This window comes from Companilactobacillus baiquanensis (assembly GCF_003946605.1).
GTDB classification, from domain to species: Bacteria; Bacillota; Bacilli; order Lactobacillales; family Lactobacillaceae; genus Companilactobacillus; species Companilactobacillus baiquanensis.
Window position 1 is genome coordinate 346,435 of the sequence record NZ_RHOQ01000002.1, and the last position, 21,425, is coordinate 367,859.

Genomic DNA, 21,425 nt, shown 5'->3' on the forward strand with positions numbered 1-21,425 from the left:
TAAAAATAAAAAGCCAATTAAGGCTTAATATTTAATTTGCTAGATTAACCGTTATGTCATAAGTTTTATAAGCACTATCGTCCTCGACATCATCGGTATCATAATTAGCGTCCCATTTTAATCTGATGTTCTTGATGTCCTTGGGATTATTTAGTGTTGTTAAAGTATATAGAACATTACCTGATTTTTTTGCATTTTTAGCTATGTCACCGTCAAAATCATCACTAGAATACATATTTGCGTCCACTTGTTGGCCATCACTTGTAACCAGTGTTCCTTGGCTAGGGTAAAAATTAATATCCCTAGAGGCTTCGACGTTAAAATGAACAAGTATAATTCCCTTATAAACGTGGTTATCTTCTTCTTTATCTTTAAATGGTTTAATTTTGGCAACCTTTACGCGATCAATATTGACCTTAGTTCCGGCCCATGATTCGTCGTTATATTTAGGATTGTAACTTATTTCCTTAAGCACGGTAGCTTCATCATTATCGAGTTCTATTGTTTTACTATTATTCTTTGCCGTATTTGAATCGTCAGTATCTTTACTTGTATTAGTTGTTTTTGCGTCTTTAACATCAGAACTATCCGAGCTATCGTTACCAGATCCGCCGATCATTGCCGGTACAATAAAAATAAGAACGATAGCGACGATTAACCAGAACCACCATTTTTTATAAAACGGCTTTTTCTCTTTAACGGAGTATTCCTTTCCGTCTTTCCCCACTATTTTTTTAGACATAATAAACCCCCTAAATTTTCAGCTTTTAAAGTCGTCAGTTTCTGGACGTAATATTACCTAATTTTTTTCATGTTGAAGCCACCGTTTAAATTGAAGCAATATCCTTTATAATCAAATTTTTCTCCGTATTTAAGGCGATAAGCGTCAATAGCCTTCCAAATGTAAGAGACGCTACACTCGAAAAAGTCCGCAAGTTCCCAAGGAGTTTTTATCTCGTTTTTATAGCAAGCTATTAGACTATCTAGGTCAACAAGTAGCATATAACCGTACCTACGCGCCTGTAATTCTTGTCTTCTTTCATTTAAACCGTCTTGACCGGAAATGTCCCCAACGGTTGTTTCGTAATGTCCAATTTCTTCTGCGACATCTTGGAGATTTTGTTGATAAGATCTATTTTCATTAATGTAAACGTGGTCGTTATATATAGTCGCTCCTTGGAAGTCTGCCATACGTCCCGTATAAACAAATTTTAATTCAGAATATTTACTCATTAAATATTCAAGTCTATTCATTAAACATCAGTCCTAATTTTCTTCATTTTGATCTCTAAGAAACTTTATAAAGTTTTTTACTTGTTTTTTTTGATCGTCTGATAGGTCTTTATAATTGATATCCAAATGGTTTGCTAGCAATTCGGGTTCTTCATTATTACCCAGTAAATAGTCAGTCGATACTTTAAAATATTTAGATAATTTTTTTAAATCGTCATTGCTTACATTTCTTCTATTGGATTCCCACATCGCGACTGTACTTTGACTAACATGAAGTATATCCGCCAGTTGTGGTTGTGATAAATTTTTACGCACTCGCAGTTTAGCTATTCTTTGTCCGGTGGTCATAGGATTCAGCTCCTTTAGTAATAAACTATCACATTATGTGATAGTTAGGGTAAAAAATAGGATAATATTACAAATAGTGTTTACAATTACAATTAGTAATAGTATAGTTATCACATAAAGTAATAAGGAGGTGATTTGATGAATAAATTAAAAGAGTATAGGAATATTTTGGGGGAAACACAGCAAGAATCAGCGGAACGCCTTAATATATCTATCTCTAAGTATCAAAAGGCGGAGCAAGGAATCCAAGGTGTGTCAGATTCACTTAAAATTAAAATGGCAAATCACTTTAATACCAGCGTGGGGGTTCTTTTTTTTGGAGAAAACATCACATATAGTGATAAGAAAGTGACTAATTAAAATACACTTAAATTGTATTAACTATTAGGTTTATGACTCTACCAAAAAAGTGCAACTAAAAGGAGGTGATTACATGAATGATGTAAACATATTTCAAGAGTTTCTTAATTTGGAGATCAGGTCAAATATAAAAGATCCAGATATTGCGGCGGCTACCGGAGTTACAGCGGCAGCAGTTGGTAAGTGGATGAAAAAGCGAAAGGTCAAAGACGAATACCTTTGGCCAATAGCTGACAGTTTAGGAGATAACAGATTTAAGTTAGCAGTTTTCTGTTACCAAAATAATCTTCCAACGATAATGTTGGAACTTACTAGTAGGTATAGAAATGATGATCTATCCATGGTAGTCGGAAGTCAGACAGAAGATATGGACAGCGACGAGGCTTTAGAAAAGCTAAAAGTTGAGTTGAGTAAGCCTAACCCGGATATACGTATTATTGAACCCCGCTTAATAGAAATGCTTGAGACAGGCATACAAATGACTTTAGCGACATTCAATATTGCTAAAGATTACGGCGTACCTATTCAAAAAGCCTTGATAGAAAGGAGTTATCATCATGCAAGAAGCTAAATCATTCGAGTTTGAACCGATTGCCGAGAAAAATAATTTAGTGCTTGGCTGGATTGATAAGCGGACCTTAGAAGATCTGCAAAATCCATATGTCGAAGAAAACCGATTAGAAAATTTCAAGTGGGCTATGAAGATTTCAAAACTTTCTGATAAAACACTTAGATCAATATTAGATAAGCCTTTTATCAGAAAACAGCTAGATATAGAGAACGGTGGTTGTGTTTATTATTCAGATGGTCATAGCCATTGGAAGTTTATAGCTCCGGAGTTTGGGAAGTTCGTAATAGATCACCCGCAATATTTTATTAAAGGAGGAATTTAAGAATGTATATATCAGATCCGGAACTGTTTGCGGATTACTTAAACAAAACTGAAAAAATTGGAAAAGAAAAAGCTAAAAGTAGAAAACTTTTAACTGATCTGCAAGAGCAAATTAGCATAGCAAAATTTAATCAAATGAGTAGTATTCAAAAAAGCTATGTAGAACCAATTCCAAACGATGTACTTCAATTTTTGAAAAAAGCAGGAATATCAATCGAGTGTAATTCATATAACCGCAGTTTAACTAATGTCACTAACCAATATATTTTCAGTTTCTAGGAGGTAATAAATATGTTTTGGATATTATTTTTTAGTAGCGTCGCTTTTCTAGTTGGATATTTTTCAAGTGAAGAAGGCGGATTTCTAAATATGTTTGATTTTGATGAAGGGTGGATAAAGAAGCAAAATGAACGTTTTAAAAAAGTTTTTGATTTATTTTTCAAATAAAAGCTATGTTATCGATACATATACAGACAGAACTCCTGATGTAATAAAAAAAGACCTGCTATCCACAAAATAGCAAGTCTCTCAGCAAAATAAAATTTTCAATACACATATTTTACCACAAAAGAGGTAAGTAAAATGAAACAAATCGATTTAGATAACTCGTATCTATATGACGAGGAACGATATAGAGCAGTTAATTCTTACGGATCTGCTCCAACGTTAAATGAAGATTACTTCACAGTCGATGGCGAGATTATTCGGGATTATAAAAATGAAACGCTTGACCCATATAGCAGTGTTCAAGAATTTGATGGCTATTATTTTGACTACGGCGACACAGATAGCTTTATTAGTTGGTTGCTGGATAAACATATATATGGTGTCACAGAACTATTTAACGCTATGACACGACAAGGGCAACACGAATTCTTATTAAATGGATTCAAGCAAGTATCAAATGATTTCGATGACATGCTCCAATTTGAAGATGTCGAAAGAAGCTAGGAGGAATAATTATGGCTAATGAAGTAGCAAAAGATGATAAAGAGTTAATGGCGACCGACTTTGATGTTAATGGTCAAAGCGTAAAACTAACAGCCAATACGGTTAAAAACTTTCTAGTTAATGGTAACGGAAAGATTACTGATCAAGAGGCTTTGATGTTTATCAGTTTATGTAAGTATCAACATTTAAACCCGTTTTTAAATGAAGCGTACTTAATTAAGTTTGGTGACAGTCCAGCTCAAATCATTGTTTCAAAAGATGCGTTTATGAAACGTGCCGAACAAAGTAAAAATTACAATGGTATCAAAGCTGGCTGCATCGTCGTACGTGATAAAGAAGTGATTTACACCGACGGAGCATTTACGTTACCGACAGATGAACTTGTTGGAGGCTGGGCTAACGTATTCAGAGATGATAGAAAAGCACCTATCTATATTGAAATTAGTTATTCAGAGTTTGTAAAAACTAAATATGGGAAACCTACTGCAACTTGGGCGGCTATGCCTGCTAATATGATTCGCAAAACTGCAATAGTAAATGCTTTACGTGAGGCGTTCCCACAAGATTTAGGAGCTATGTACACGGAGGAAGACGCTAATACTCAAGATAGTACCAGCGATGTTAATAAAGCCCCACACAGCCAGCCTAAAAAGAATCTTGATGATCTAGTAGGCGATGTACCAGATAAACCGGAAACGGATAATAAGCCGGTTAAAGATGTAACGCCTGAACCAGTTACTGAAGAAACTGATAACTCAATGAGTGATGAAGAAGCAAAACGAGCTTACGAAGAAATTAAGAATGGGGGTATTGATGAAGATGTTGAGCCAGAAGGAGAATCAAACCCAGAGCCGGACGGGCAAACGGATCTCTTTAAATAGTGAGAACTATTACGATTTAACGACAGATAAGCAATATCAATCACCGACATTCTTTAAGAAGTTCCTAGCTTGCGAAGCGGCGGCCATGGCTGAAATTAATGGCAAATATAAACCTGATTTTAAGAAAGCTTTACTAGTTGGTAATTACTTGCATTCATATTTTGAAAGTCCTGAAGCACATCAGAAATTTATTGATAAGAATCAAGATGAACTTCTTTCTAAGAGAAAGCCTCACGGATTACTTAAAGAATATAAAGATGCTGATAAGATAATTGATACGTTAAAAGATGATGATGGTTTCACTAAATTGTATCAAGGAAGTAAAGAAGTGATTGTTACTGGTCAAATCGATGGGGTCGATTGGAAAGGTAAAGTTGATTGTTTAAATCTTGAAAAAGGATATTTCATTGATTTAAAGACAACCCAGGATATTTTGAAAGTGTACTGGAATTCCGAGACGCGAACTAAAGAATCGTTTGTTGCTAAATGGAACTATCAACTTCAAATGTATGTTTATAAAGAATTGATATATCAAACATTTGGTGTTTGGTGTGATCCTTATATAGCTGCTGTTTCTAAGCAAGACATTCCTGATAAGGCCATTATATCGATTCCTGATGAGCGGTTATATGAAGCGGAGGCACTTATAGATGAGAAACAATCTCATATTGAAGATGTTAAAAATGGAATTGTTGAACCAGAACGTTGTGAGCGATGTGAGTATTGCATATTAACTAAAAAGTTAAATGAAATTGTATCAATGGACGACATAATTAACTAGAAAGGACGGGTAGCGATGGCGAGACCGATAAAATCTGGGCTTGACTACTTTCCCTTCGATGTTGATTTTATAAATAACGAAAAAGTAGAAGCACTAATGGGCGAGTTTGGTAGTAAAGGTGTTCTCATGTTGGTTTATCTGCTGTCTGCGGTGTACAAGAAAGGTTACTACTTGCAGTGGAATAAATTGAGTGAGATGCAGTTGGTCAATAAGATTGATGGTCTTTCATCAACCATGGCTGATCAAATCGTTACCCGCTTAATTGATTACGGAACCTTTGATAAGGAACTGTTCAATTCGGTTAGGGTTTTAACGAGCCAGCGAATCCAAGAAACCTATTTAGATGCTACAAAGCGAAGAAAGCAACAAAAACCCACCTTGTATTGGATTAATGTAGCCAATAACTCTGATTCAAAAGGAGTTAATGTAAACATTAATACACAAAGTAAAGTAAATAAAAGTAAAGTAAATAAAAGTAATAAAGATAGTCACGACTCGAAACCCGCAAAGAGTGTTTACGACCCGGACGATATTAATTTGAAACTAGCCAATTACTTGCTAACTAAGATACGTGAACGTAACTCTAGCATCTATCCGACTGATTCCAAGAACCCACCTGATACACAGAAATGGGCTAATGACATCAGACTAATGCACGAACGTGATGCACGTTCTTACGACGATATCAAACGAATTATTGAATGGTGTCAACAAGACAGTTTTTGGCAGAACAATATCTTATCTGCTTCAAAACTTAGAAAGCAGTTTGGCAAGTTGATAGATAAAGCAGACGCACCAAATAATTTTAATGGCAACAAGGGTGGTAGAAAACCACTCTATGACTTGCCGTACTAGGGGGTAGCTATGGAATCAATGTTTGGATTGGATAAAGTTTCCCGTGAAATAGCCTTAAAACACGGTGTTGACTATTCAGGAATTGACTTCAAAAAAGTTATTTCTGAGCGTGATAAACGAGAACAGCAACGATCTATCGAATTCACTAAAAAAAATATTCAAGTTAAGCGTGAGGGAATATTTAGAAGCTCTTTAGTGAGTGATTTCAGCGACCTACAATACAATTTTGCAGATTTTAGAACTGATACGCCTGAACAAGCAAGTGAGCTTAAACAGGCTAAGAATATTGCTAATAGGATCTATGTCGGTGAAACAGGTAACTTTCTTTTTACTGGTGAGCCAGGACTTGGTAAATCTATGTTGGCTGTTAGCATTTTGAACGGTTTGAATAGCCAAGATACCATATTATCATGCTACTTCTTGAGTTTTGCGATGTTCGTTAATAACTCACAAATGGCGTTTAAAGATCAGTTCTTACAACAAGACAACTACAAGGTTGAAGAGTGTGTTAAGAACTGTGACGTGCTTGTCATTGACGATCTGGGCAGTGAATCATCGTTAAGATCCGAAATGAATGAAGCAACTAACTATGCTCAACGAATCTTATTTCGCTTTGCAGATTATCGAAAAAATAAAACAAATATCATCACCACAAACAATACAGGGCGTGAGCTACAACAGCTTTACGATCCAAAAATTATTAGTCGCTTAATGACAAAAAAAGCCGCTAACACAATTAAATTTAGCGGTAGCGACATGAGAAATAATTAGGAGAAATTAAAATGCTAAAACAAAAAAATATGGAATTAACACCAGAACTAAAAATGCTTCTACTTCCTACAAGTCGAAGCTATTCACGTGACAGCATCGATAACTTGAATCAAACATTGATTGTTGCCAGTGATGTTGCTGAATCAGCTTATAGCCAATTATATGGCACTCTTGAGAATCTAACAGCCTTAGACGATGAATGCTCAATTTATCAAGGTAATATAGAAATTAATAACGATATCATTTTAGCTGCTTCGTTGATTAATCATATTCAAAGACGTATTGATAAAAAACTTGTTGATGCTAATCCACATATTTTGGACGTGCAACTTGACTAATCAACTGAAATTAGTAATTGACGGTGAACCAGTACCCGCCTCACGTCCTCGTTTTAGCTCACTAGGTGGCAAGAAGCGGGGATATACAGACAAAAAATATCGGATTTACAAAAACGGAATCAAAACGCTGTACTGGGATAAGTATCATAACAAACAGCTTTTCAAAAAAGGTGTTCCTCTGGTTGCACATATTCGATTTTACAGAAGAATCCAAAAAGGATTATCCAAAGCAGAGCATAAGAGGCGTGCTAATCATGAGGTAAAGCCGACTGTGAAGCCCGACTTGGACAACTATGAAAAAGCTATTTTTGATGGCTTAGCAAAGGCTTGGTTCGATGATGGGCAAATTTGGAAACACGACACTGAAAAGAATTACGACGAGCACCCACGTACTGAAATTCTGATTGAGGAGTGGACAAAATGAACGATTTAGTAATTATGAAAGATCAACAAGCAGTAACTAGCAGCTTACAAGTAGCAGAAACATTTAATAAAAACCATCGAGATGTATTAAGAGCAGTTGATGATTTAAAAGAGGGGGTTGCGCAAAATTGGGCAGACCTATTTTACGAAGATACATATACTCATCCTCAAAATAAACAGCAATATCGAATTATTTATATGAATCGTGATGGGTTTACGTTATTGGCTATGGGGTTCACCGGCAAAAAAGCAATGAAATTTAAGCTTAAATACATTGAAGCCTTCAACAAAATGGAAAGTCACATTAAAACTGGCGGTTTCAAAGTTCCATCAACAATGGCAGAAGCTTTACGTCTAGCTGCGGATCAGCAAGAACAAATTGAAGCTATGAAACCCAAAGTTAATTACTTTGATCAAATCATGGCTAGTAAATCATTAATCATTACTACGACAATCGCAAAGGATTATGGAATGAGTGCCAAAGCATTTAATGACCTACTTAAAAAGCTTAAGATTCAATACAAATTGGGTGGCATTTGGTATTTATATTCTGAATATCAAGATAACGGTTGGGTTAGCTCATCAACACGAATGATTGATGGCAAGCCACGTACCTTAACCAAATGGACACAAAAAGGTCGTGTAGGACTATACAACCTATTAAAAGCTCACGATATTGTTCCTATGATTGAGAAGCTAGATATTAAGACGGTAACTATTGGAGGTCAACAATGAAGAATAATGATAAAAAAAATGCCAATTCAATTAAGAATTGGCAGAATATAGTGATTGTAAATAATGATTCAGAGCCAATTGCCGTAATTTCAGACAATCAGATAATATTGAAAAATGGTTATAAATATGAGATTGATGTTGGATTAGACAATTAGCCCAAATTATTATTTTTGGATGAGTCGGGTTTAGAAACTGGAGTTGGCTTGTTACCTATATTTTTAACAGTATAGTTGTTATAATTTCCAGCTTTAATCTCATCAACAAATTGAGTTCTAGTCATGTTTTTTCCAGTGTGATTATCATGAAATGCTGTGTTTCTTCCAGATTTAGTTTGCGATGTTACCTTAATTCTTGCCATTATTTTGGCTCCTTACAAAGTTTATTTTGAATAACACGATTAAGAAGTAATCCTGGGGAGGATAAGCAAAACGTGTATTCAATACCGATATTCTAGTGAAAAAATTACAGCATGTCAATATATTGTGCAGAACAAAAGTTCTTATACAAGATGGAGTGTAAAATGTACAAAAATAACTTAAAAAAAATACTCAAATCTAAAAATATTAATCAAAGTGAGTTATCAAGAATTGCCAATGTGCCGCGGACAAATATAGTTTCTATTATTAACGGTAAAATAAAGAATCCAACTATTGGATTGATGATTAAGATTGCTGATGCACTTAACATTAGTTTAGATGAATTTAGAGGTGATAATACAAATGATAAATAGAGTAGTTCTAGTAGGACGACTAACAAAGGATGCCGAGTTGAGATACACACAGTCAGGTACGGCAGTTGCCAGCTTCACATTAGCAGTAAACAGGCAATTTACTAACGCTGAAGGTGAACGAGAAGCCGATTTTATCAACTGTGTTATCTGGAGAAAGGCTGCGGAAAATTTTGCCAATTTCACACACAAAGGCTCGCTCGTTGGGATTGATGGACGTATTCAAACACGTAACTACGAAAATCAACAAGGACAAAAAGTTTATGTCACAGAAATTGTTGTAGAAAATTTCTCATTACTAGAATCGAGATCTGAAAGCGAAGCGTCTAATGACATTTCCACAAAACGGCCAAAAACGCAAATGTCAGGCCAAAATCAAGGTGACATTTCCACAAAACAGCAAAATAATCAAATGTCAGGTCAAAACACGCGACCTATTTCGCCAAATGGCCAAAATAATCAAATGGGAGATCCTTTTGCGGATAACAGTAAACCGATAGATATTAGTGATTCAGACTTACCTTTCTAATTAAGGAGAAGACTAATGGAAGTATTCAAGCCAATACCAGAATATAAAGGAATTTACGAAGTAAGTAATAAAGGAACTATAAAAACGGACAAGGATAAAACTACATACACAAAAGGTGTAGGTGTTAGGCATTGGAAGCAAAGAATTATGAAACTCAAAACTGATAAAGGTGGCTATAAGCGAGTAACTCTTTGGAAAGATGGAAAAAGTAAAGATTTCTTAGTACATAGATTAGTGGCTGCGGCATTTATTCCAAATCCTAAGGGATATGAACTTATTAATCATCGTGACGGCAATCCTTCAAACAATAATGTATCTAACCTTGAATGGACTGATTATTATGGAAATTTAATGCACGCTTATAATCATGATCTTAATAAAGAAGCTCAACCAATTGTTTTGGTTAATAGTAAAACAAAAGAAAGCCATTATTTACGTATTTACACATCACAATAAGCTACCTATGACGTTCACTAACGCAAGAAGAGAGATAACCGATTCTGATAAAAATGATGTGATAAGAGACATTTGTTATCCATTCTAAGGAGGTAAAGAAATGAAGTTTTTAGACTTATTCGCCGGAATCGGTGGTTTCAGACTAGGACTTGAACAAGCAGGACACACTTGTGTTGGATTCGTTGAAATAGACAAATTCGCAAGAAAAAGTTATGAAGCAATTTTTGATACAGAAGGAGAATATACGGAACATGACATTAACAAAGTTAACACAAAAGAATTACCCGAAGCAGACATCTGGTGTTTCGGCTTCCCCTGTCAAGATATTTCTGTCGCAGGAAAACAAAAAGGTTTTGAAGGAAATCGCTCCTCACTATTCTTTGCCGTTACAAGAAAACTTCATGAACTCGAAGACAAAAAGAAACCTTCATATTTACTCATTGAAAATGTTAAAAACTTACTTTCAATTAATTCAGGATGGGACTTTGCAAGCCTCCAAATTGAGTTGGACTCACTCGGGTATGACATCGAGTGGGACGTTCTTAACTCAAAAGAAGTCGTGCCTCAAAACAGGGAAAGAGTATTCATTATTGGACATCTTAGAGGACGACGTACCCAGCAAATATTTCCTATCATCAGACAAAACGGAGAAGCTAATAACACGGTTAAACAAGTAGGAAATCTAACTCCTGATGGATCATTCAGTGGTAATCCACAGGTTGGGCGAGTATACGGCACCGATGGAATTTCACCAACATTAAGCACAATGCAAGGTGGTGGGCAAGAGCCAAAGGTTACTATCCGTGAAGCCACCAAGATCGGGTATGACGTTGCTCAATTGGGAGACAGCATTAACTTTTCTCAGCCTAATAGCAAGACAAGACGCGGACGGGTTGGCCATGGTGTTGCGAACACCTTAACGACGGGTATTGAGCAGGCTACGTTGACTGGTAATTTACGCATTCGCAAGCTGACTCCGTTAGAAACGTGGCGCCTACAAGGATTCCCTGATTGGGCATTTAATTTAGCACGCGAAGCTGGGCTAAGTGATAGTCAACTATACAAGCAGGCTGGAAATAGTGTGACGGTGCCAGTTATTAAGGCAATCGCGGATAGAATGGACTACAACAATCGAGAAAGAAGAGGTGACTGACGATGAGCAATGAGCAAGAGTTCGACGGTGAAGGTTTCGATTGGTTAATTGGACGCCATATTATGAGGGTTGAAGATGCAGTTGCACCAGATGACGCACATATGAATACAGATGGCTACTTGTTGACTTGTGATGATGGTACACAACTGCTGACATATGAGAACGAAGGATGTGGGGGATGTGGAAATGGATGGAGTGATTTGCCAGATTTGTCACTGTTAGCCAACCACGACAACGCAATCACCAACGTTGAAGCAGTGTATGACGAAGATGACACATTTCGCTTGTTTGTCTACTACCATGATGAGCGCTTCGATGTGGGAAGTGGCGATGATGGTTATGGCAATGGGTACTACGGCGGTGGTTTCTACCTACGCGTGATAAAGCCTATTAAGGAGACACACGATGAACAATGAAACGAAACGTGACGTGTTTGAAGTAGCGTTGAGGGAACAGAGAAAGTAAATAGTAATTCACAACTTTATAAATAGGCCGGCAATTCTGTGACAGTCCCAGTTATTTATGAAATTGCTAAAAGAATGAATTGGTTCAAAAATTAGTCAAATACGTTAAAAAAGAAAAGAAATATCAAGGAGTGGAAAATATGAGAGTTCTAAAAGGATATAGCAAGAATCAACAAAAGGAATTAGAATATGCTAGAAAAAATATTAGTTGTAATGACTTTTTACATAACATAACTTATTTTACAGCATACGCCGAATGTGACTCCATCAAGGATAAATACGATAAGGCTAATACAGACGAACGAATTTCCATTATTAGGGATATTTTAGACTTCTATACTGATAAAGCTAAGTTTCCAGATCCTAAAAAATATTATGTGCAACTGATTAAAAATAATGATGGTAGTTACCTCAATAGAAGTAAGTTAAACAATTCCTATATGACAAACAGTTGCCAGTCAGATGACGTTTTTCAAACTGAATTTACTGAACAAGAAATCAAAGATATTGACCCAAGATATATGGCTTTCGCTGTGCCAGTGGAGGATGACGATGAATAAAACAAAAGTAATGCAAATAATAAATTCTATTGATTTAGGATTGAATATTATTGAAGAAGGTAAGCAATTAGATACACAAGCTCTCACAGAGTCTGTTCGTATAGATGTTGAAGATTTAAAAGAAGAACTTAATTCAAAGCCTGTTATGCCCAAAGTGTTTGATGAGTTTGCTAACCAATTTGATTTAACTAAACAGCAAGATGAACAGGGGTTAGATGAAGCGTTAGAAGAGATGTACATGATGTATATGCATGGTGGCAGTAAGTTTGATGATTTAGAAGAATATATGAGAAAACATGGAGATGAAGAATTTTACTTAAAATGTATTGACGCAGTTAAATACGGTTACGAGGTGGAGAAATGAAGGTTAAAGATTTAATTCATGAATTAGAAAAGTTTGATTAGGAAAGTGACGTCGCTATTTACAACAGAAGAATGGGTAATGTATCGATAATTCCTGACTACGAGCCAGAAAATACGATTGCTATGGATCCTGAATTTGCGGAAGAGAATGAAATGGATTCTAGTACTATTTTTATTACGGGAAAGTAGGGAAAAGAGTAGTGGAGGTAGTTTAATGGTAAATAACGGCAATAAAAAAGCCACTCAACGAATGAGTGGTTTCTGTGGTTAGTTAACTTAGCAAACTAATTATATCACAGAGGGGATTGTTTTAAGGTGAGTTTATTTCCAGAAATTGACGAAACAGAAACAATTAATAATGTCGTTGAATATTTTGAGCGTGATTTTCCTAGGCTGATCGCTCAATCACATTTAAATTTATCTTATATCCAATCGCCGAAATTTGATGTAATCGGGGGAGGTGGTGGCACACGGAACAGCCAAGAAGATAAATTAGTAGATCATATCAGTGCGCCAGAGTATGTTAAAGCGACTATGAGACTGATCAACAATTGTCCTGATACATATAGAACGATTCTAAAGTACAAATATGTATATGGTAGGTCATCACTAGAAGTCACTGACATGGTGGGATACGGTCAAACTAGGTACAACGAATTACGAAAGCAAGCACTATTATATTTTGCCGACGCTTTCATGGATTTTGAGGATTTACATATTTATTTAAGCTCAAAAGCGACGTATTAGCGGTGAGGTAGCGATGTTTTAGCGATAATATGGCGACGAAAGAGCGATGGCAAGGCGATGTCAATACGGGTTATATTGGTATCGTTGGAAATTCAAAAAAAGAAAAGAGTTGAAAAGCTCAATCTTTATGGAATAGACAGCCCAAGTTACTCTACTTAAAAAGGAGCACACAATATACGACAAGGAATAAGTCACAAAAACCAGATCAAACGTCTAAAGACAATCAACCGTGAATAAACACGTAAAAATTAGTTTTAACGCTACAAAAGTAAGCTTATTGACCTTACTTTAATTAGTCGCTTATGATAACGGCGACTATCCTGCGGTTACTGGCGTGATATTAGCAGAATACTTAATTAAATTTCCATTAATATCCCCCTTCTACTACTTAAATTCATTCAACAAATGAGCTAATTAGATCGGGTTCGATTCCCGTTAACCGCTTTAAAATTTAATATTATTGCCGTGAAACTTGATCGAACTATTATCGTAAGTTCGGTGGATATTGTGACGATGAGGGGGCAGACGTGCTACCGCCAAGGCAATAAATTATAGATCACTCATTGGGTGGTCTTTTTTTATTGGAGGGGAAATATGAAAAATAAAGTTACACAAAAGCAAATTGATAATATCATTAAACACTCAAGAATTGACGTTAAAACGGTTTTCAACAAAGTAACGTTAGTTACATGTAAATTGCCAAACGGTTTCGTATTAGTCGAATCTAGTGGAGCAGTGGACAAATCCAATTACGATGTGGAAATCGGTAAAGAAACTTGTATGACACGAATAACTAATAAGATTTGGGAACTTGAAGGCTATTCACTAGCAAATCAATTAATCAAAAAAGTTAATTAACAGTCTGATGGCAGAAGACTGATTATAGATTGGAGTGAATTAAGTGGGTAAACTTGGAAGAGATGAGTTTTACAAAATTGCTGGTGTGAAGCAGCATGCAGAGTTTGAACGATATTTAAGAGATATTTTATTTAAACCCAAAAAGCGAGAAGAATTTTATCAAAAGCTGTTAGAAATCGATTCTGATGTTTACGTTGACACTTTTCGACAATATTTTGAAGAATATGCTGCCGAAAGGAAATCGAATCAGCAAGATTATACTCCTGATTCCATATCTCATTTACTATCGAAATTAACACAGTGTGATCCTCAACCGAATTCTATGTGGACTGCATACGATCCGACAGCTGGGACGGGCTCATTACTAATTCAAAATTGGAAGAATGACCAACTACAAGAAAATATTTTCTCATATCAACCACATAACTATATTTATCGGGCTGATGAGCTTGCAGACAATTCAATACCTTACTTGCTTCACAATTTAGCCATTCGTGGAATGAACTGTGTTGTTGTACATGGTGATACGTTAGAAAGGACTGCCAAACAGGTGTATTTTGTTCAAAATGCTAAAGATGATTTCATGAGCTATTCGAGTGTAAATGTGATGCCGCATACGGACGAGATACTTAACTATTTAGGATTAAGCAAATGGGAAGAACCTGCGATAGATCATATTGAAGATGAAATTAGTGATGTGCACTTTAAACCCGCAATTTTACCAATGCAGAAAAGAGCACTTCCGCTTAATAAAGATTATCAAGATGATATAGAACCGTATGAAAGCGAAGAAGACAGATTACAGTTGAAAGATATTGCAACAGTCGAACGTGCGAAAGCAAAAAAAGTATATCCCCGAGGAACAATAGTGATTCAGATATCAGCGACTCGGGGGCAAATAGGCCTGCTGAAATCCAGTGGGCTAGTAGGTAGTCAATATGCTTGTATCGATTCAAAAATCGATTCAGGCTTTTTATTTTATCTAATTCAGACCAAGGCCCCACGTCATTTTAATAGAGTGCAGCAAGGCTTAAATCTAACTATTGAAGATATTGAAACAATACCGGTTGCGATTACTTTTGCTACTAGACCAGAAAAATATGAACAGACGCAATTAAATATTTAAATTATTGGAGGAAACCAGTGGAAGAAATAGAAATTTATTTTAAAAAAGATGATTCGTTAATGATTAAGACCATTTATATCAATCCTAACAGCGTTGAAATAATCGGAATGTATGACGATGGAGAATTTGAAGGCATGTACAGCGTTTCTACTAATTCTGGAGATGAATATATGGTTAATGAAAAAACAGCCATGAAACTTGTTGGAATTTTGTATGATACGCACTAAATTCGGCTATATGACAGCTATGGAAGCCAATTTGATTGGTCAAATTGATAAGGAATTAGCAATTAAGAAGCGAAAGGAGCAAAAAATTGAAAAAAGAACCAATCGCAAAGAAACTTTTAAAAAAGTTAAATCTGCATATAAGTGATGATTTAAAAAATGTAAATACGTCGAATTTCAATTTTAATTACTTAGATGGTCGTTTAAACTATCAAGAACAAAAACAAGATTACTTAGGTAGCAGATTGATAGATCAGCAAATGGATATTAGTAAAATGCAGCGTGAACAAAATTCGCTTAAAAATAAAATTAAAAAATTGAAATCAGAAAACAAGGAGCTTAAACGACGTTTTACAACACAATCAATAATTCTTGGGATTTGGTTGATGTTGATAATTGTAGAGATTATTTCCAAATACTTATTTTAATTAGAGAGTCTAGTCAGTAAAACGGATATGCTATCAAACGATTGGCGATATTGCTAAGGGCAAATTAAAAGACATCTAAAAAAGGTGTCTTAAATAAATAACTATTCTATTTTAAACTTTGTACCGTCATCCAATTCAATAGAGCCATTATTAAGAAAATTTCTTGTATTGATAGAAGTCCCAACGGGTAATTCTTTTATATTAGATTGATCTATACGAAACTCAGTTGGTGCGATTTTACTGAGAGTTAGATTGTGGCCGTTGCATGAGATACTTTGTTTTTTTAGTAAAGTATTTAAAACGTTGCTCATATTAAAAGCTCCCCTTTTCATAATTGATGGTTTTACCGTAGCATAGGACTATTTTATATACAACATTAAAGCTTATTTGTCAAGATATATTTAAAAATAATTAGGAGGTGATTAAGTTGGCTAAGTCAAGCATTGATAAGTGGACAACTCCAGAAGGACTATTAGAAATCGAAGGTTGGGCACGAGACGGCTTAACCGATGAGCAAATCGCACACAACATTGGGATTGTTCCATCTACATTGTATGAGTGGAAAAAGAAGAAATCGGAGATATCGGAGTCCCTAAAAAAGGGAAAATCTGTTGTTGATCGCGAAGTTGAAAATGCATTATTTAAACGTGCTATCGGTTTTAAATCAATGGAAGAACAATATAGAGTTGTCCCTATTGAAGATGAAATAGTTGAGGTAAGACGACGTGACTATGCTAACAAATGGAAACTGAAACACCCAGACGCATCTAGTCAAGAGATTCAAGACGCTGCGGTTAAAGGTGTTAAAACTTCTAAGCGTGTCAAGTTGGGTATTATTGAAAAGGACGTTCCACCAGATACAACGGCAGCTATTTTTTGGTTAAAGAATCGTAAGCCGGACGATTGGCGAGATAAACATGAGACTGAATTATCAGGCGGGTTAAACGTTCACAATCCTTACGCAAATCTGACTGATGAAGAATTGAAGAAATTGGCTAATGAACAGAAGTGACCTAATTGAACGTGGTGCAAAGATTGAATTAGCTAGACGTCACTTTTTTGACTTTTGTCATTTAAGAATGCCAGATTTCTATAAAGCTGATCGTAAATATTTAGTTGATTTATGTAATGATTTAGAAGAGTTTTTATCCAGTGATGACCAGGTGTTAGTTGTTAATGAGCCTCCAAGACATGGTAAGTCATTAACTGCTACTAACTTTGTTGAATGGATATTGGGACGAAATAACTCGTATAGGATTATGACAGGATCATATAATGAAACTTTATCAACGGTATTCAGTAAGTCAGTTAGAAATACAATTCAAGAAGTTAAGGCTGATGAAAATATCTTAGTTTATAACGACATGTTTCCTGATACTCACATTAAATATGGTGATGCTGCTATGAACATGTGGAGTCTTGAAGGTAATCCCGTTAATAATTATCTCGCTACTTCTCCAAGCGGTACAGCTACTGGTTTCGGTGCAGATTTAATTATTATTGATGATGTTATTAAATCAGCTCAAGAGGCCAACAATGCTAATAGACTAGATGATATCTATAAATGGTACGTCGATACAATGCTTTCACGTCTCGAAAAAGGTGGCAAAGTATTAATTATTATGACCCGTTGGGCGTCTGGCGATTTAGCTGGTCGAGTTTTAGAAGAAATGCCGAAAGCTGGTTATAAGGTTAAACATATCAACATGAAAGCTCTACAAGATGATGGCACTATGCTTTGTGATGATGTCCTTTCATATAAGGAATATAAACAGAAAATTTCTGTCATGTCTGCCGAGATAGCAGCAGCCAATTACCAACAGGAACCGATTGATCTAAAGGGTGCTTTGTATCAACGATTTAATACCTATGAAAAAATTCCACAGCAATTTAGTGGTATATATGCGTACTGTGATACTGCTGACGAAGGCTCTGACTATTTAGTTTCTATTGTCTATGGTATTTATCAGAATGAGCCTTATTTAATAGACGTAGTAATGACACAAGAACCGATGGAAGCGACTGAAGTTTTAGTATCTCAAAGCTATTATCGAAACAAGGTCAATCAAGCGCGAATCGAATCCAACAATGGTGGTCGTGGATTTGCTAGACAAATTCAAAGTCGACTTCAAAAAGAATATAGAACTAATAGAACCGTTATTAATTGGTTTCATAATTCGCAAAACAAAGATGCCCGAATTCTATCAAACTCAAGTTGGATAGAAGAACATATGCACTACCCACAAGATTGGAAAGAACGTTTTCCAGTCTTTTTTAATGCGATAAAAAAATATCAGCGTGCTGGAAAAAATAAGCATGATGATGCTTCTGACGCGTTAACTGGTGTTGCTGAATCAGTAATCATGCAGCAGTCGACGAATAATGCTCCAAGTCACGAAGAACAATCAAGTTATTTAGACAGCTTAGGATTTTAGATTAAGAAAGGAGTGAGTTAATGGCTATTGAAGATAATCAAATGGGATATTATTCAAGTGTTCCATACCCAAATAAATATTCAGTACCGATGTTAACTGGTAGGCGATTCAGTTTAGATTCAAACAAACAATATAAAATGCCTAAAGAATTATTTGATGTGGTAAAGCCTGATCCTGATAAGTTAGGCAAGGTAGCGTCCGATTTCATTAGGCAACATCAGCAGTTTCAGGTCCCTAGATTGATGACTCTATATAGATATTATATTGGTGACAATGATATTCATTACTGGGCGAGTGATAAGTCGCCCAATAGAGCCGATAACCGAATAACTAGTAACTTTGGCCACGTTATTACTTCAATTAAAACCGGTTATCGCTTTGGCAATCCTATAAAGTTTCAATATTCGGATAGATCCGACGAAAACGAGAACGATCAGGACGAATTAAACAATATGATTTCAAGTTTTAATTCCAAAAATGATGAATCATATCATGAAAAGATTATGGGTAAGAATCTATCTATCATGGGTAGAGCGTATGAACTTCTATATATTCGCGAGAATACCAACGAAATAGCTTTAAAGCCGGTTGACCCCGTTAATTGTTTCGTTGTTTATGATAATACGATTGAACAGCACTCACTGTTTGCAGTTTACTATTACAATATCAATTACAATCAGCAGGATTATTGGTACACCGTTATTTATACCGATGACACTATTTATTATTACAAGTCATCATCAAGTTACGATTCGACACTTATATTAGATACAAAGGTCAGCCATGATTTTGGAGCGGTTCCAATTACTGAATACATCAATAACGATGAGCGTATGGGAGACTGGGAGTTTAAACTTGATACGATCGATGCGATAGACAAATCTAAGTCCGAAATGGCTAACTCACAGGAAGACTTTAGTAACGCAATCCTATTAATTACTGGAGATTTTGACGTCCCTAAGAAAGTGATGGTTGATAGTGATGGCAACCCGATTCTTGACGAGAACGGACAACCAATCATTAAACAGGAAAGCCCAGATATTAGTACCAAAAAGAATAAGCTATGGTTAAAACCGGCAATTTTAAACGGTGGATTGAATGGTTCACCGACAGCAGTACAACCGGACGCCAGGTACTTAACTAAAGAGTTAAACGCTCAGGGCTGGAAGATATATGTTGACGGTCTTGAAAAGGAAATCCACAAGGACACTAACACGCCAGATACTAGTGATGAGAATTTTGCTTCTAACACGTCCGGCGTTGCTATGACATACAAACTTTGGGGCAACGATCAAGAACGTGCGAATCAAGAATCACTATATACAAGAGGTATTATGCGTCGTTTAAGATTAATGGGTAATTATTGGTTTAAGCTCAATAAGATTAAAGACGTGGACATGATGGAGAATATAACACCTATCTACACACCTAATCTGCCTAAAAATGATAGTGAGATTGTTCAAATTGCCACTGGATTAAAGAATACTGGAGACTTTAGCTCTGAAACTATTAGAAGTTTGGCTGAATCTATTACCGGTGTAGAGCCCGATTCAGAAAAAGAGCGCATTGATCAGGAGAATTCTGAGACTAAAGAAGGAGATCCATTACAAAAAATGTTTAGTAGGAAATCTGATGAACTGGAAGAAGATATTTCTGATGATAAACGGCCTGATGATAGTAAGGTAGATCCTAATGAAACTGACTAGACGAGAAGCTATCAAACTAGCTCAATTAATCTATGGCAAACAAGACGAACGGGTTAAGGAGATAGAACAAGCATATAAGCAACTTCAAACAGATACAATCGACACTATCAACTCTTATATTTCAGATGGTAAGAATTGGAACACTAAGGCTCCTATTGATGATATTAGACAGCTTCTTATTGACGTTAAAAGTCTTTATGATGATTTAGATGATGATGGACAAAATCTAGTTAGAATGGCATTTGAGGATAATAAACTTAGATCAAATGGCGACCTTCTGATTGCTAAACTAACGGCCAATATCGTTGCCGTTTCAATATTTCAACAACGCCATTTAATTGCCTCGACTGGTGACATTTCAAAGGTAGTAAAGTCACATAGTTTTAAAGACGCTAAGAATTTGATTGATAGAATGCCTGATTTTAAAGGTGGTAGACGTCTTAATCACCTATCCGGTGATATTGATGTGATCATGCAGAAAATGGCTAGAAATGCGGTATTAGATCGCCATATTGATATTAATATTGTGGATTCGATTAATAAACAGACACTTGATGTCATTAGAAAGGTTAGATCAATCGCTGAAATTGCTGCTAAAAGTCCAAAAGACTCGCTCAACTGGAAGCACGATGTTGCTAATGTTTTAACCGGCGGTAACAAATCGACCGATGGACAAATGGGACGTGCGGCAGGAATGATTAGGACAGCAACCGCCCAGTCATTAAATAGATCTATGTTAGAAGATTATCAAAAGCGCGGTGTTAAACGGTATAAGTTCATGTCTTTGGAAGCCGTAACTACGTGTCAGCAATGTAATAACCTTGACGGTAGAATATTTAAGGTTAAGGACGCTAAAGAGGGAGTTAATTATCCACTTATACACATAAACTGCCAGTGTTTTACTTGTGAGGTTAACGAATCAGACGATTGGGACACATCGAATCACGATATTACAGATAAATTTAAGGAGTTGACGACCTAACGGCCGTCTTTTTTATGCCTTCAAACGTGTGTCAGGCGTTAAAGAGCCATGGTTATTAGTCGACGGACTTAAAACGGTTGAATAAGTCGACGGACGTTA

35 protein-coding genes are annotated in these 21,425 nt (G+C 35.9%); 30 read left to right on the forward strand and 5 right to left on the reverse strand.

Features of this window, described 5'->3' with window-relative positions:
• Positions 1-31: 31 nt before the first annotated feature.
• Genes EKM77_RS05335 through EKM77_RS05345 form a run of 3 tightly spaced genes read right to left on the reverse strand, consistent with a single transcriptional unit; the run spans position 32 to position 1,581 of the window.
• Complete coding sequence (locus EKM77_RS05335) at positions 32-742, reverse strand: hypothetical protein (protein ID WP_125593017.1); 711 nt, start codon at positions 740-742, stop codon at positions 32-34.
• Between the two features lie 53 nt (positions 743-795).
• Positions 796-1,254 carry an ImmA/IrrE family metallo-endopeptidase gene (locus EKM77_RS05340; RefSeq protein WP_125593018.1) on the reverse strand — a complete coding sequence of 153 codons (459 nt, stop codon included), beginning with the start codon at positions 1,252-1,254 and terminating at the stop codon, positions 796-798.
• A gap of 12 nt (positions 1,255-1,266) precedes the next feature.
• The gene (locus tag EKM77_RS05345) at positions 1,267-1,581 is read right to left on the reverse strand and encodes a helix-turn-helix domain-containing protein (protein WP_125593019.1); all 315 of its coding nucleotides are present in this window, start codon (positions 1,579-1,581) and stop codon (positions 1,267-1,269) included.
• A 138-nt stretch (positions 1,582-1,719) separates the two neighbouring features.
• Between EKM77_RS05345 and EKM77_RS05350 the strand changes: the two genes are divergently transcribed.
• From EKM77_RS05350 to EKM77_RS10950, 14 genes are all read left to right on the forward strand, one after another.
• The gene (locus tag EKM77_RS05350; protein ID WP_125593020.1) at positions 1,720-1,941 is read left to right on the forward strand and encodes a helix-turn-helix transcriptional regulator; all 222 of its coding nucleotides are present in this window, start codon (positions 1,720-1,722) and stop codon (positions 1,939-1,941) included.
• Between the two features lie 73 nt (positions 1,942-2,014).
• Complete coding sequence (locus EKM77_RS05355) at positions 2,015-2,512, forward strand: hypothetical protein (RefSeq protein WP_125593021.1); 498 nt, start codon at positions 2,015-2,017, stop codon at positions 2,510-2,512.
• Positions 2,499-2,834, forward strand: a complete 336-nt coding sequence (locus EKM77_RS05360) for a DUF771 domain-containing protein (RefSeq protein ID WP_125593022.1) — start codon at positions 2,499-2,501, stop codon at positions 2,832-2,834. The genes EKM77_RS05355 and EKM77_RS05360 overlap by 14 nt, the downstream gene beginning before the upstream one ends.
• A gap of 2 nt (positions 2,835-2,836) precedes the next feature.
• Complete coding sequence (locus tag EKM77_RS05365; protein WP_125593023.1) at positions 2,837-3,112, forward strand: hypothetical protein; 276 nt, start codon at positions 2,837-2,839, stop codon at positions 3,110-3,112.
• A 12-nt stretch (positions 3,113-3,124) separates the two neighbouring features.
• Positions 3,125-3,280, forward strand: a complete 156-nt coding sequence (locus EKM77_RS10945) for a hypothetical protein (RefSeq protein ID WP_164507720.1) — start codon at positions 3,125-3,127, stop codon at positions 3,278-3,280.
• A 135-nt stretch (positions 3,281-3,415) separates the two neighbouring features.
• Positions 3,416-3,784, forward strand: a complete 369-nt coding sequence (locus EKM77_RS05370) for a hypothetical protein (RefSeq protein ID WP_125593024.1) — start codon at positions 3,416-3,418, stop codon at positions 3,782-3,784.
• 11 nt (positions 3,785-3,795) lie between these two features.
• Positions 3,796-4,665, forward strand: coding sequence for a phage recombination protein Bet (gene bet / locus EKM77_RS05375; RefSeq protein WP_125593025.1), 870 nt, complete (start codon positions 3,796-3,798; stop codon positions 4,663-4,665).
• Positions 4,604-5,446 (forward strand): PD-(D/E)XK nuclease-like domain-containing protein, encoded by an 843-nt coding sequence (locus EKM77_RS05380; protein WP_164507721.1) that lies wholly within the window; start codon positions 4,604-4,606, stop codon positions 5,444-5,446. Before bet ends, EKM77_RS05380 begins: the two co-directional genes overlap by 62 nt.
• A gap of 15 nt (positions 5,447-5,461) precedes the next feature.
• The gene (locus tag EKM77_RS11060; protein WP_225425193.1) at positions 5,462-6,301 is read left to right on the forward strand and encodes a DUF4373 domain-containing protein; all 840 of its coding nucleotides are present in this window, start codon (positions 5,462-5,464) and stop codon (positions 6,299-6,301) included.
• Between the two features lie 9 nt (positions 6,302-6,310).
• On the forward strand, positions 6,311-7,072 hold the full coding sequence (locus EKM77_RS05390; RefSeq protein WP_125593026.1) for an AAA family ATPase: 762 nt from the start codon (positions 6,311-6,313) through the stop codon (positions 7,070-7,072).
• An 11-nt stretch (positions 7,073-7,083) separates the two neighbouring features.
• Positions 7,084-7,410 carry a hypothetical protein gene (locus tag EKM77_RS05395; protein WP_125593027.1) on the forward strand — a complete coding sequence of 109 codons (327 nt, stop codon included), beginning with the start codon at positions 7,084-7,086 and terminating at the stop codon, positions 7,408-7,410.
• Positions 7,403-7,834, forward strand: coding sequence for a RusA family crossover junction endodeoxyribonuclease (locus EKM77_RS05400; RefSeq protein WP_057813749.1), 432 nt, complete (start codon positions 7,403-7,405; stop codon positions 7,832-7,834). The genes EKM77_RS05395 and EKM77_RS05400 overlap by 8 nt, the downstream gene beginning before the upstream one ends.
• On the forward strand, positions 7,831-8,568 hold the full coding sequence (locus EKM77_RS05405) for a Rha family transcriptional regulator (RefSeq protein WP_125593028.1): 738 nt from the start codon (positions 7,831-7,833) through the stop codon (positions 8,566-8,568). The genes EKM77_RS05400 and EKM77_RS05405 overlap by 4 nt, the downstream gene beginning before the upstream one ends.
• On the forward strand, positions 8,565-8,723 hold the full coding sequence (locus EKM77_RS10950) for a hypothetical protein (protein ID WP_164507722.1): 159 nt from the start codon (positions 8,565-8,567) through the stop codon (positions 8,721-8,723). The genes EKM77_RS05405 and EKM77_RS10950 overlap by 4 nt, the downstream gene beginning before the upstream one ends.
• Here EKM77_RS10950 and EKM77_RS05410 read toward each other — a convergent pair.
• A complete protein-coding gene (locus EKM77_RS05410; protein WP_125593029.1) occupies positions 8,720-8,926 on the reverse strand; it encodes a hypothetical protein in 207 nt (68 codons plus the stop codon). The two genes, EKM77_RS10950 and EKM77_RS05410, sit on opposite strands and share 4 nt — an antisense overlap.
• Positions 8,927-9,088: 162 nt before the next feature.
• On the opposite strand from EKM77_RS05410, the gene EKM77_RS05415 reads away from it, so the two are divergent.
• The 12 genes from EKM77_RS05415 to EKM77_RS05470 all read left to right on the forward strand — a co-directional run bounded on the left by EKM77_RS05415 (position 9,089) and on the right by EKM77_RS05470 (position 16,203).
• Positions 9,089-9,298, forward strand: a complete 210-nt coding sequence (locus EKM77_RS05415) for a helix-turn-helix transcriptional regulator (protein WP_010019121.1) — start codon at positions 9,089-9,091, stop codon at positions 9,296-9,298.
• Positions 9,288-9,824, forward strand: coding sequence for a single-stranded DNA-binding protein (gene ssb, locus EKM77_RS05420; RefSeq protein WP_125593030.1), 537 nt, complete (start codon positions 9,288-9,290; stop codon positions 9,822-9,824). Before EKM77_RS05415 ends, ssb begins: the two co-directional genes overlap by 11 nt.
• Before the next feature lie 15 nt (positions 9,825-9,839).
• A complete protein-coding gene (locus EKM77_RS05425) occupies positions 9,840-10,280 on the forward strand; it encodes an NUMOD4 domain-containing protein (RefSeq protein WP_125593031.1) in 441 nt (146 codons plus the stop codon).
• A 100-nt stretch (positions 10,281-10,380) separates the two neighbouring features.
• Entirely contained in the window at positions 10,381-11,433 is a 1,053-nt protein-coding gene (locus EKM77_RS05430) for a DNA cytosine methyltransferase (RefSeq protein ID WP_125593032.1), read from the forward strand.
• A 2-nt stretch (positions 11,434-11,435) separates the two neighbouring features.
• On the forward strand, positions 11,436-11,849 hold the full coding sequence (locus tag EKM77_RS05435; RefSeq protein WP_125593033.1) for a DUF7448 domain-containing protein: 414 nt from the start codon (positions 11,436-11,438) through the stop codon (positions 11,847-11,849).
• A 188-nt stretch (positions 11,850-12,037) separates the two neighbouring features.
• Positions 12,038-12,457, forward strand: a complete 420-nt coding sequence (locus EKM77_RS05440; protein ID WP_125593034.1) for a DUF1642 domain-containing protein — start codon at positions 12,038-12,040, stop codon at positions 12,455-12,457.
• Positions 12,450-12,821, forward strand: a complete 372-nt coding sequence (locus EKM77_RS05445; protein ID WP_125593035.1) for a hypothetical protein — start codon at positions 12,450-12,452, stop codon at positions 12,819-12,821. The genes EKM77_RS05440 and EKM77_RS05445 overlap by 8 nt, the downstream gene beginning before the upstream one ends.
• A gap of 314 nt (positions 12,822-13,135) precedes the next feature.
• Complete coding sequence (locus EKM77_RS05450; RefSeq protein ID WP_125593036.1) at positions 13,136-13,567, forward strand: ArpU family phage packaging/lysis transcriptional regulator; 432 nt, start codon at positions 13,136-13,138, stop codon at positions 13,565-13,567.
• A 594-nt stretch (positions 13,568-14,161) separates the two neighbouring features.
• Positions 14,162-14,425, forward strand: coding sequence for a Gp49 family protein (locus EKM77_RS05455; protein ID WP_125593037.1), 264 nt, complete (start codon positions 14,162-14,164; stop codon positions 14,423-14,425).
• Positions 14,426-14,468: 43 nt separating this feature from the next.
• Positions 14,469-15,551: an N-6 DNA methylase gene (locus EKM77_RS05460; protein ID WP_125593038.1), complete on the forward strand. Its 1,083-nt coding sequence runs from the start codon at positions 14,469-14,471 to the stop codon at positions 15,549-15,551.
• Positions 15,552-15,568: 17 nt separating this feature from the next.
• On the forward strand, positions 15,569-15,778 hold the full coding sequence (locus EKM77_RS05465; RefSeq protein WP_125593039.1) for a hypothetical protein: 210 nt from the start codon (positions 15,569-15,571) through the stop codon (positions 15,776-15,778).
• A gap of 86 nt (positions 15,779-15,864) precedes the next feature.
• On the forward strand, positions 15,865-16,203 hold the full coding sequence (locus EKM77_RS05470) for a hypothetical protein (protein ID WP_125593040.1): 339 nt from the start codon (positions 15,865-15,867) through the stop codon (positions 16,201-16,203).
• Between the two features lie 101 nt (positions 16,204-16,304).
• Here EKM77_RS05470 and EKM77_RS05475 read toward each other — a convergent pair whose 3' ends face one another.
• Positions 16,305-16,514 (reverse strand): hypothetical protein, encoded by a 210-nt coding sequence (locus tag EKM77_RS05475; RefSeq protein ID WP_125593041.1) that lies wholly within the window; start codon positions 16,512-16,514, stop codon positions 16,305-16,307.
• A gap of 116 nt (positions 16,515-16,630) precedes the next feature.
• Here EKM77_RS05475 and EKM77_RS05480 point away from each other — a divergent pair, with 116 nt between their 5' ends.
• From EKM77_RS05480 to EKM77_RS05495, 4 genes are read left to right on the forward strand one after another with little or no spacing between them, the layout of a single operon-like run.
• The gene (locus tag EKM77_RS05480) at positions 16,631-17,215 is read left to right on the forward strand and encodes a helix-turn-helix domain-containing protein (RefSeq protein WP_125593042.1); all 585 of its coding nucleotides are present in this window, start codon (positions 16,631-16,633) and stop codon (positions 17,213-17,215) included.
• Positions 17,202-18,638, forward strand: a complete 1,437-nt coding sequence (gene terL / locus EKM77_RS05485; RefSeq protein ID WP_125593043.1) for a phage terminase large subunit — start codon at positions 17,202-17,204, stop codon at positions 18,636-18,638. Before EKM77_RS05480 ends, terL begins: the two co-directional genes overlap by 14 nt.
• Before the next feature lie 20 nt (positions 18,639-18,658).
• Positions 18,659-20,344, forward strand: coding sequence for a phage portal protein (locus EKM77_RS05490; protein ID WP_125593044.1), 1,686 nt, complete (start codon positions 18,659-18,661; stop codon positions 20,342-20,344).
• Positions 20,331-21,326 (forward strand): minor capsid protein, encoded by a 996-nt coding sequence (locus tag EKM77_RS05495; RefSeq protein ID WP_125593045.1) that lies wholly within the window; start codon positions 20,331-20,333, stop codon positions 21,324-21,326. The genes EKM77_RS05490 and EKM77_RS05495 overlap by 14 nt, the downstream gene beginning before the upstream one ends.
• The last annotated feature ends 99 nt before the right edge of the window (positions 21,327-21,425 follow it).

Bases quoted from the DNA above. Each gene is read 5' to 3' on its own strand.
- EKM77_RS05455 (WP_125593037.1), top strand. From the start codon at position 14,162: ATGAAAAATAAAGTTACACAAAAGCAAATTGATAATATCATTAAACAC.
- EKM77_RS05380 (WP_164507721.1), top strand. From the start codon at position 4,604: ATGTTGAGCCAGAAGGAGAATCAAACCCAGAGCCGGACGGGCAAACGG.
- EKM77_RS05475 (WP_125593041.1), bottom strand. From the start codon at position 16,514: ATGAGCAACGTTTTAAATACTTTACTAAAAAAACAAAGTATCTCATGC.
- EKM77_RS05495 (WP_125593045.1), top strand. From the start codon at position 20,331: ATGAAACTGACTAGACGAGAAGCTATCAAACTAGCTCAATTAATCTAT.
- ssb (WP_125593030.1), top strand. From the start codon at position 9,288: ATGATAAATAGAGTAGTTCTAGTAGGACGACTAACAAAGGATGCCGAG.
- EKM77_RS05410 (WP_125593029.1), bottom strand. From the start codon at position 8,926: ATGGCAAGAATTAAGGTAACATCGCAAACTAAATCTGGAAGAAACACA.
- EKM77_RS05440 (WP_125593034.1), top strand. From the start codon at position 12,038: ATGAGAGTTCTAAAAGGATATAGCAAGAATCAACAAAAGGAATTAGAA.
- EKM77_RS05405 (WP_125593028.1), top strand. From the start codon at position 7,831: ATGAACGATTTAGTAATTATGAAAGATCAACAAGCAGTAACTAGCAGC.
- EKM77_RS05490 (WP_125593044.1), top strand. From the start codon at position 18,659: ATGGCTATTGAAGATAATCAAATGGGATATTATTCAAGTGTTCCATAC.
- EKM77_RS05395 (WP_125593027.1), top strand. From the start codon at position 7,084: ATGCTAAAACAAAAAAATATGGAATTAACACCAGAACTAAAAATGCTT.
- EKM77_RS05390 (WP_125593026.1), top strand. From the start codon at position 6,311: ATGGAATCAATGTTTGGATTGGATAAAGTTTCCCGTGAAATAGCCTTA.
- EKM77_RS05370 (WP_125593024.1), top strand. From the start codon at position 3,416: ATGAAACAAATCGATTTAGATAACTCGTATCTATATGACGAGGAACGA.
- EKM77_RS05435 (WP_125593033.1), top strand. From the start codon at position 11,436: ATGAGCAATGAGCAAGAGTTCGACGGTGAAGGTTTCGATTGGTTAATT.
- EKM77_RS05415 (WP_010019121.1), top strand. From the start codon at position 9,089: ATGTACAAAAATAACTTAAAAAAAATACTCAAATCTAAAAATATTAAT.
- EKM77_RS05355 (WP_125593021.1), top strand. From the start codon at position 2,015: ATGAATGATGTAAACATATTTCAAGAGTTTCTTAATTTGGAGATCAGG.
- EKM77_RS05350 (WP_125593020.1), top strand. From the start codon at position 1,720: ATGAATAAATTAAAAGAGTATAGGAATATTTTGGGGGAAACACAGCAA.
- EKM77_RS05335 (WP_125593017.1), bottom strand. From the start codon at position 742: ATGTCTAAAAAAATAGTGGGGAAAGACGGAAAGGAATACTCCGTTAAA.
- EKM77_RS10945 (WP_164507720.1), top strand. From the start codon at position 3,125: ATGTTTTGGATATTATTTTTTAGTAGCGTCGCTTTTCTAGTTGGATAT.
- EKM77_RS05365 (WP_125593023.1), top strand. From the start codon at position 2,837: ATGTATATATCAGATCCGGAACTGTTTGCGGATTACTTAAACAAAACT.
- bet (WP_125593025.1), top strand. From the start codon at position 3,796: ATGGCTAATGAAGTAGCAAAAGATGATAAAGAGTTAATGGCGACCGAC.
- EKM77_RS05340 (WP_125593018.1), bottom strand. From the start codon at position 1,254: ATGAATAGACTTGAATATTTAATGAGTAAATATTCTGAATTAAAATTT.
- EKM77_RS05430 (WP_125593032.1), top strand. From the start codon at position 10,381: ATGAAGTTTTTAGACTTATTCGCCGGAATCGGTGGTTTCAGACTAGGA.
- EKM77_RS05360 (WP_125593022.1), top strand. From the start codon at position 2,499: ATGCAAGAAGCTAAATCATTCGAGTTTGAACCGATTGCCGAGAAAAAT.
- EKM77_RS10950 (WP_164507722.1), top strand. From the start codon at position 8,565: ATGAAGAATAATGATAAAAAAAATGCCAATTCAATTAAGAATTGGCAG.
- EKM77_RS05445 (WP_125593035.1), top strand. From the start codon at position 12,450: ATGAATAAAACAAAAGTAATGCAAATAATAAATTCTATTGATTTAGGA.
- EKM77_RS11060 (WP_225425193.1), top strand. From the start codon at position 5,462: ATGGCGAGACCGATAAAATCTGGGCTTGACTACTTTCCCTTCGATGTT.
- EKM77_RS05425 (WP_125593031.1), top strand. From the start codon at position 9,840: ATGGAAGTATTCAAGCCAATACCAGAATATAAAGGAATTTACGAAGTA.
- EKM77_RS05345 (WP_125593019.1), bottom strand. From the start codon at position 1,581: ATGACCACCGGACAAAGAATAGCTAAACTGCGAGTGCGTAAAAATTTA.
- terL (WP_125593043.1), top strand. From the start codon at position 17,202: ATGAACAGAAGTGACCTAATTGAACGTGGTGCAAAGATTGAATTAGCT.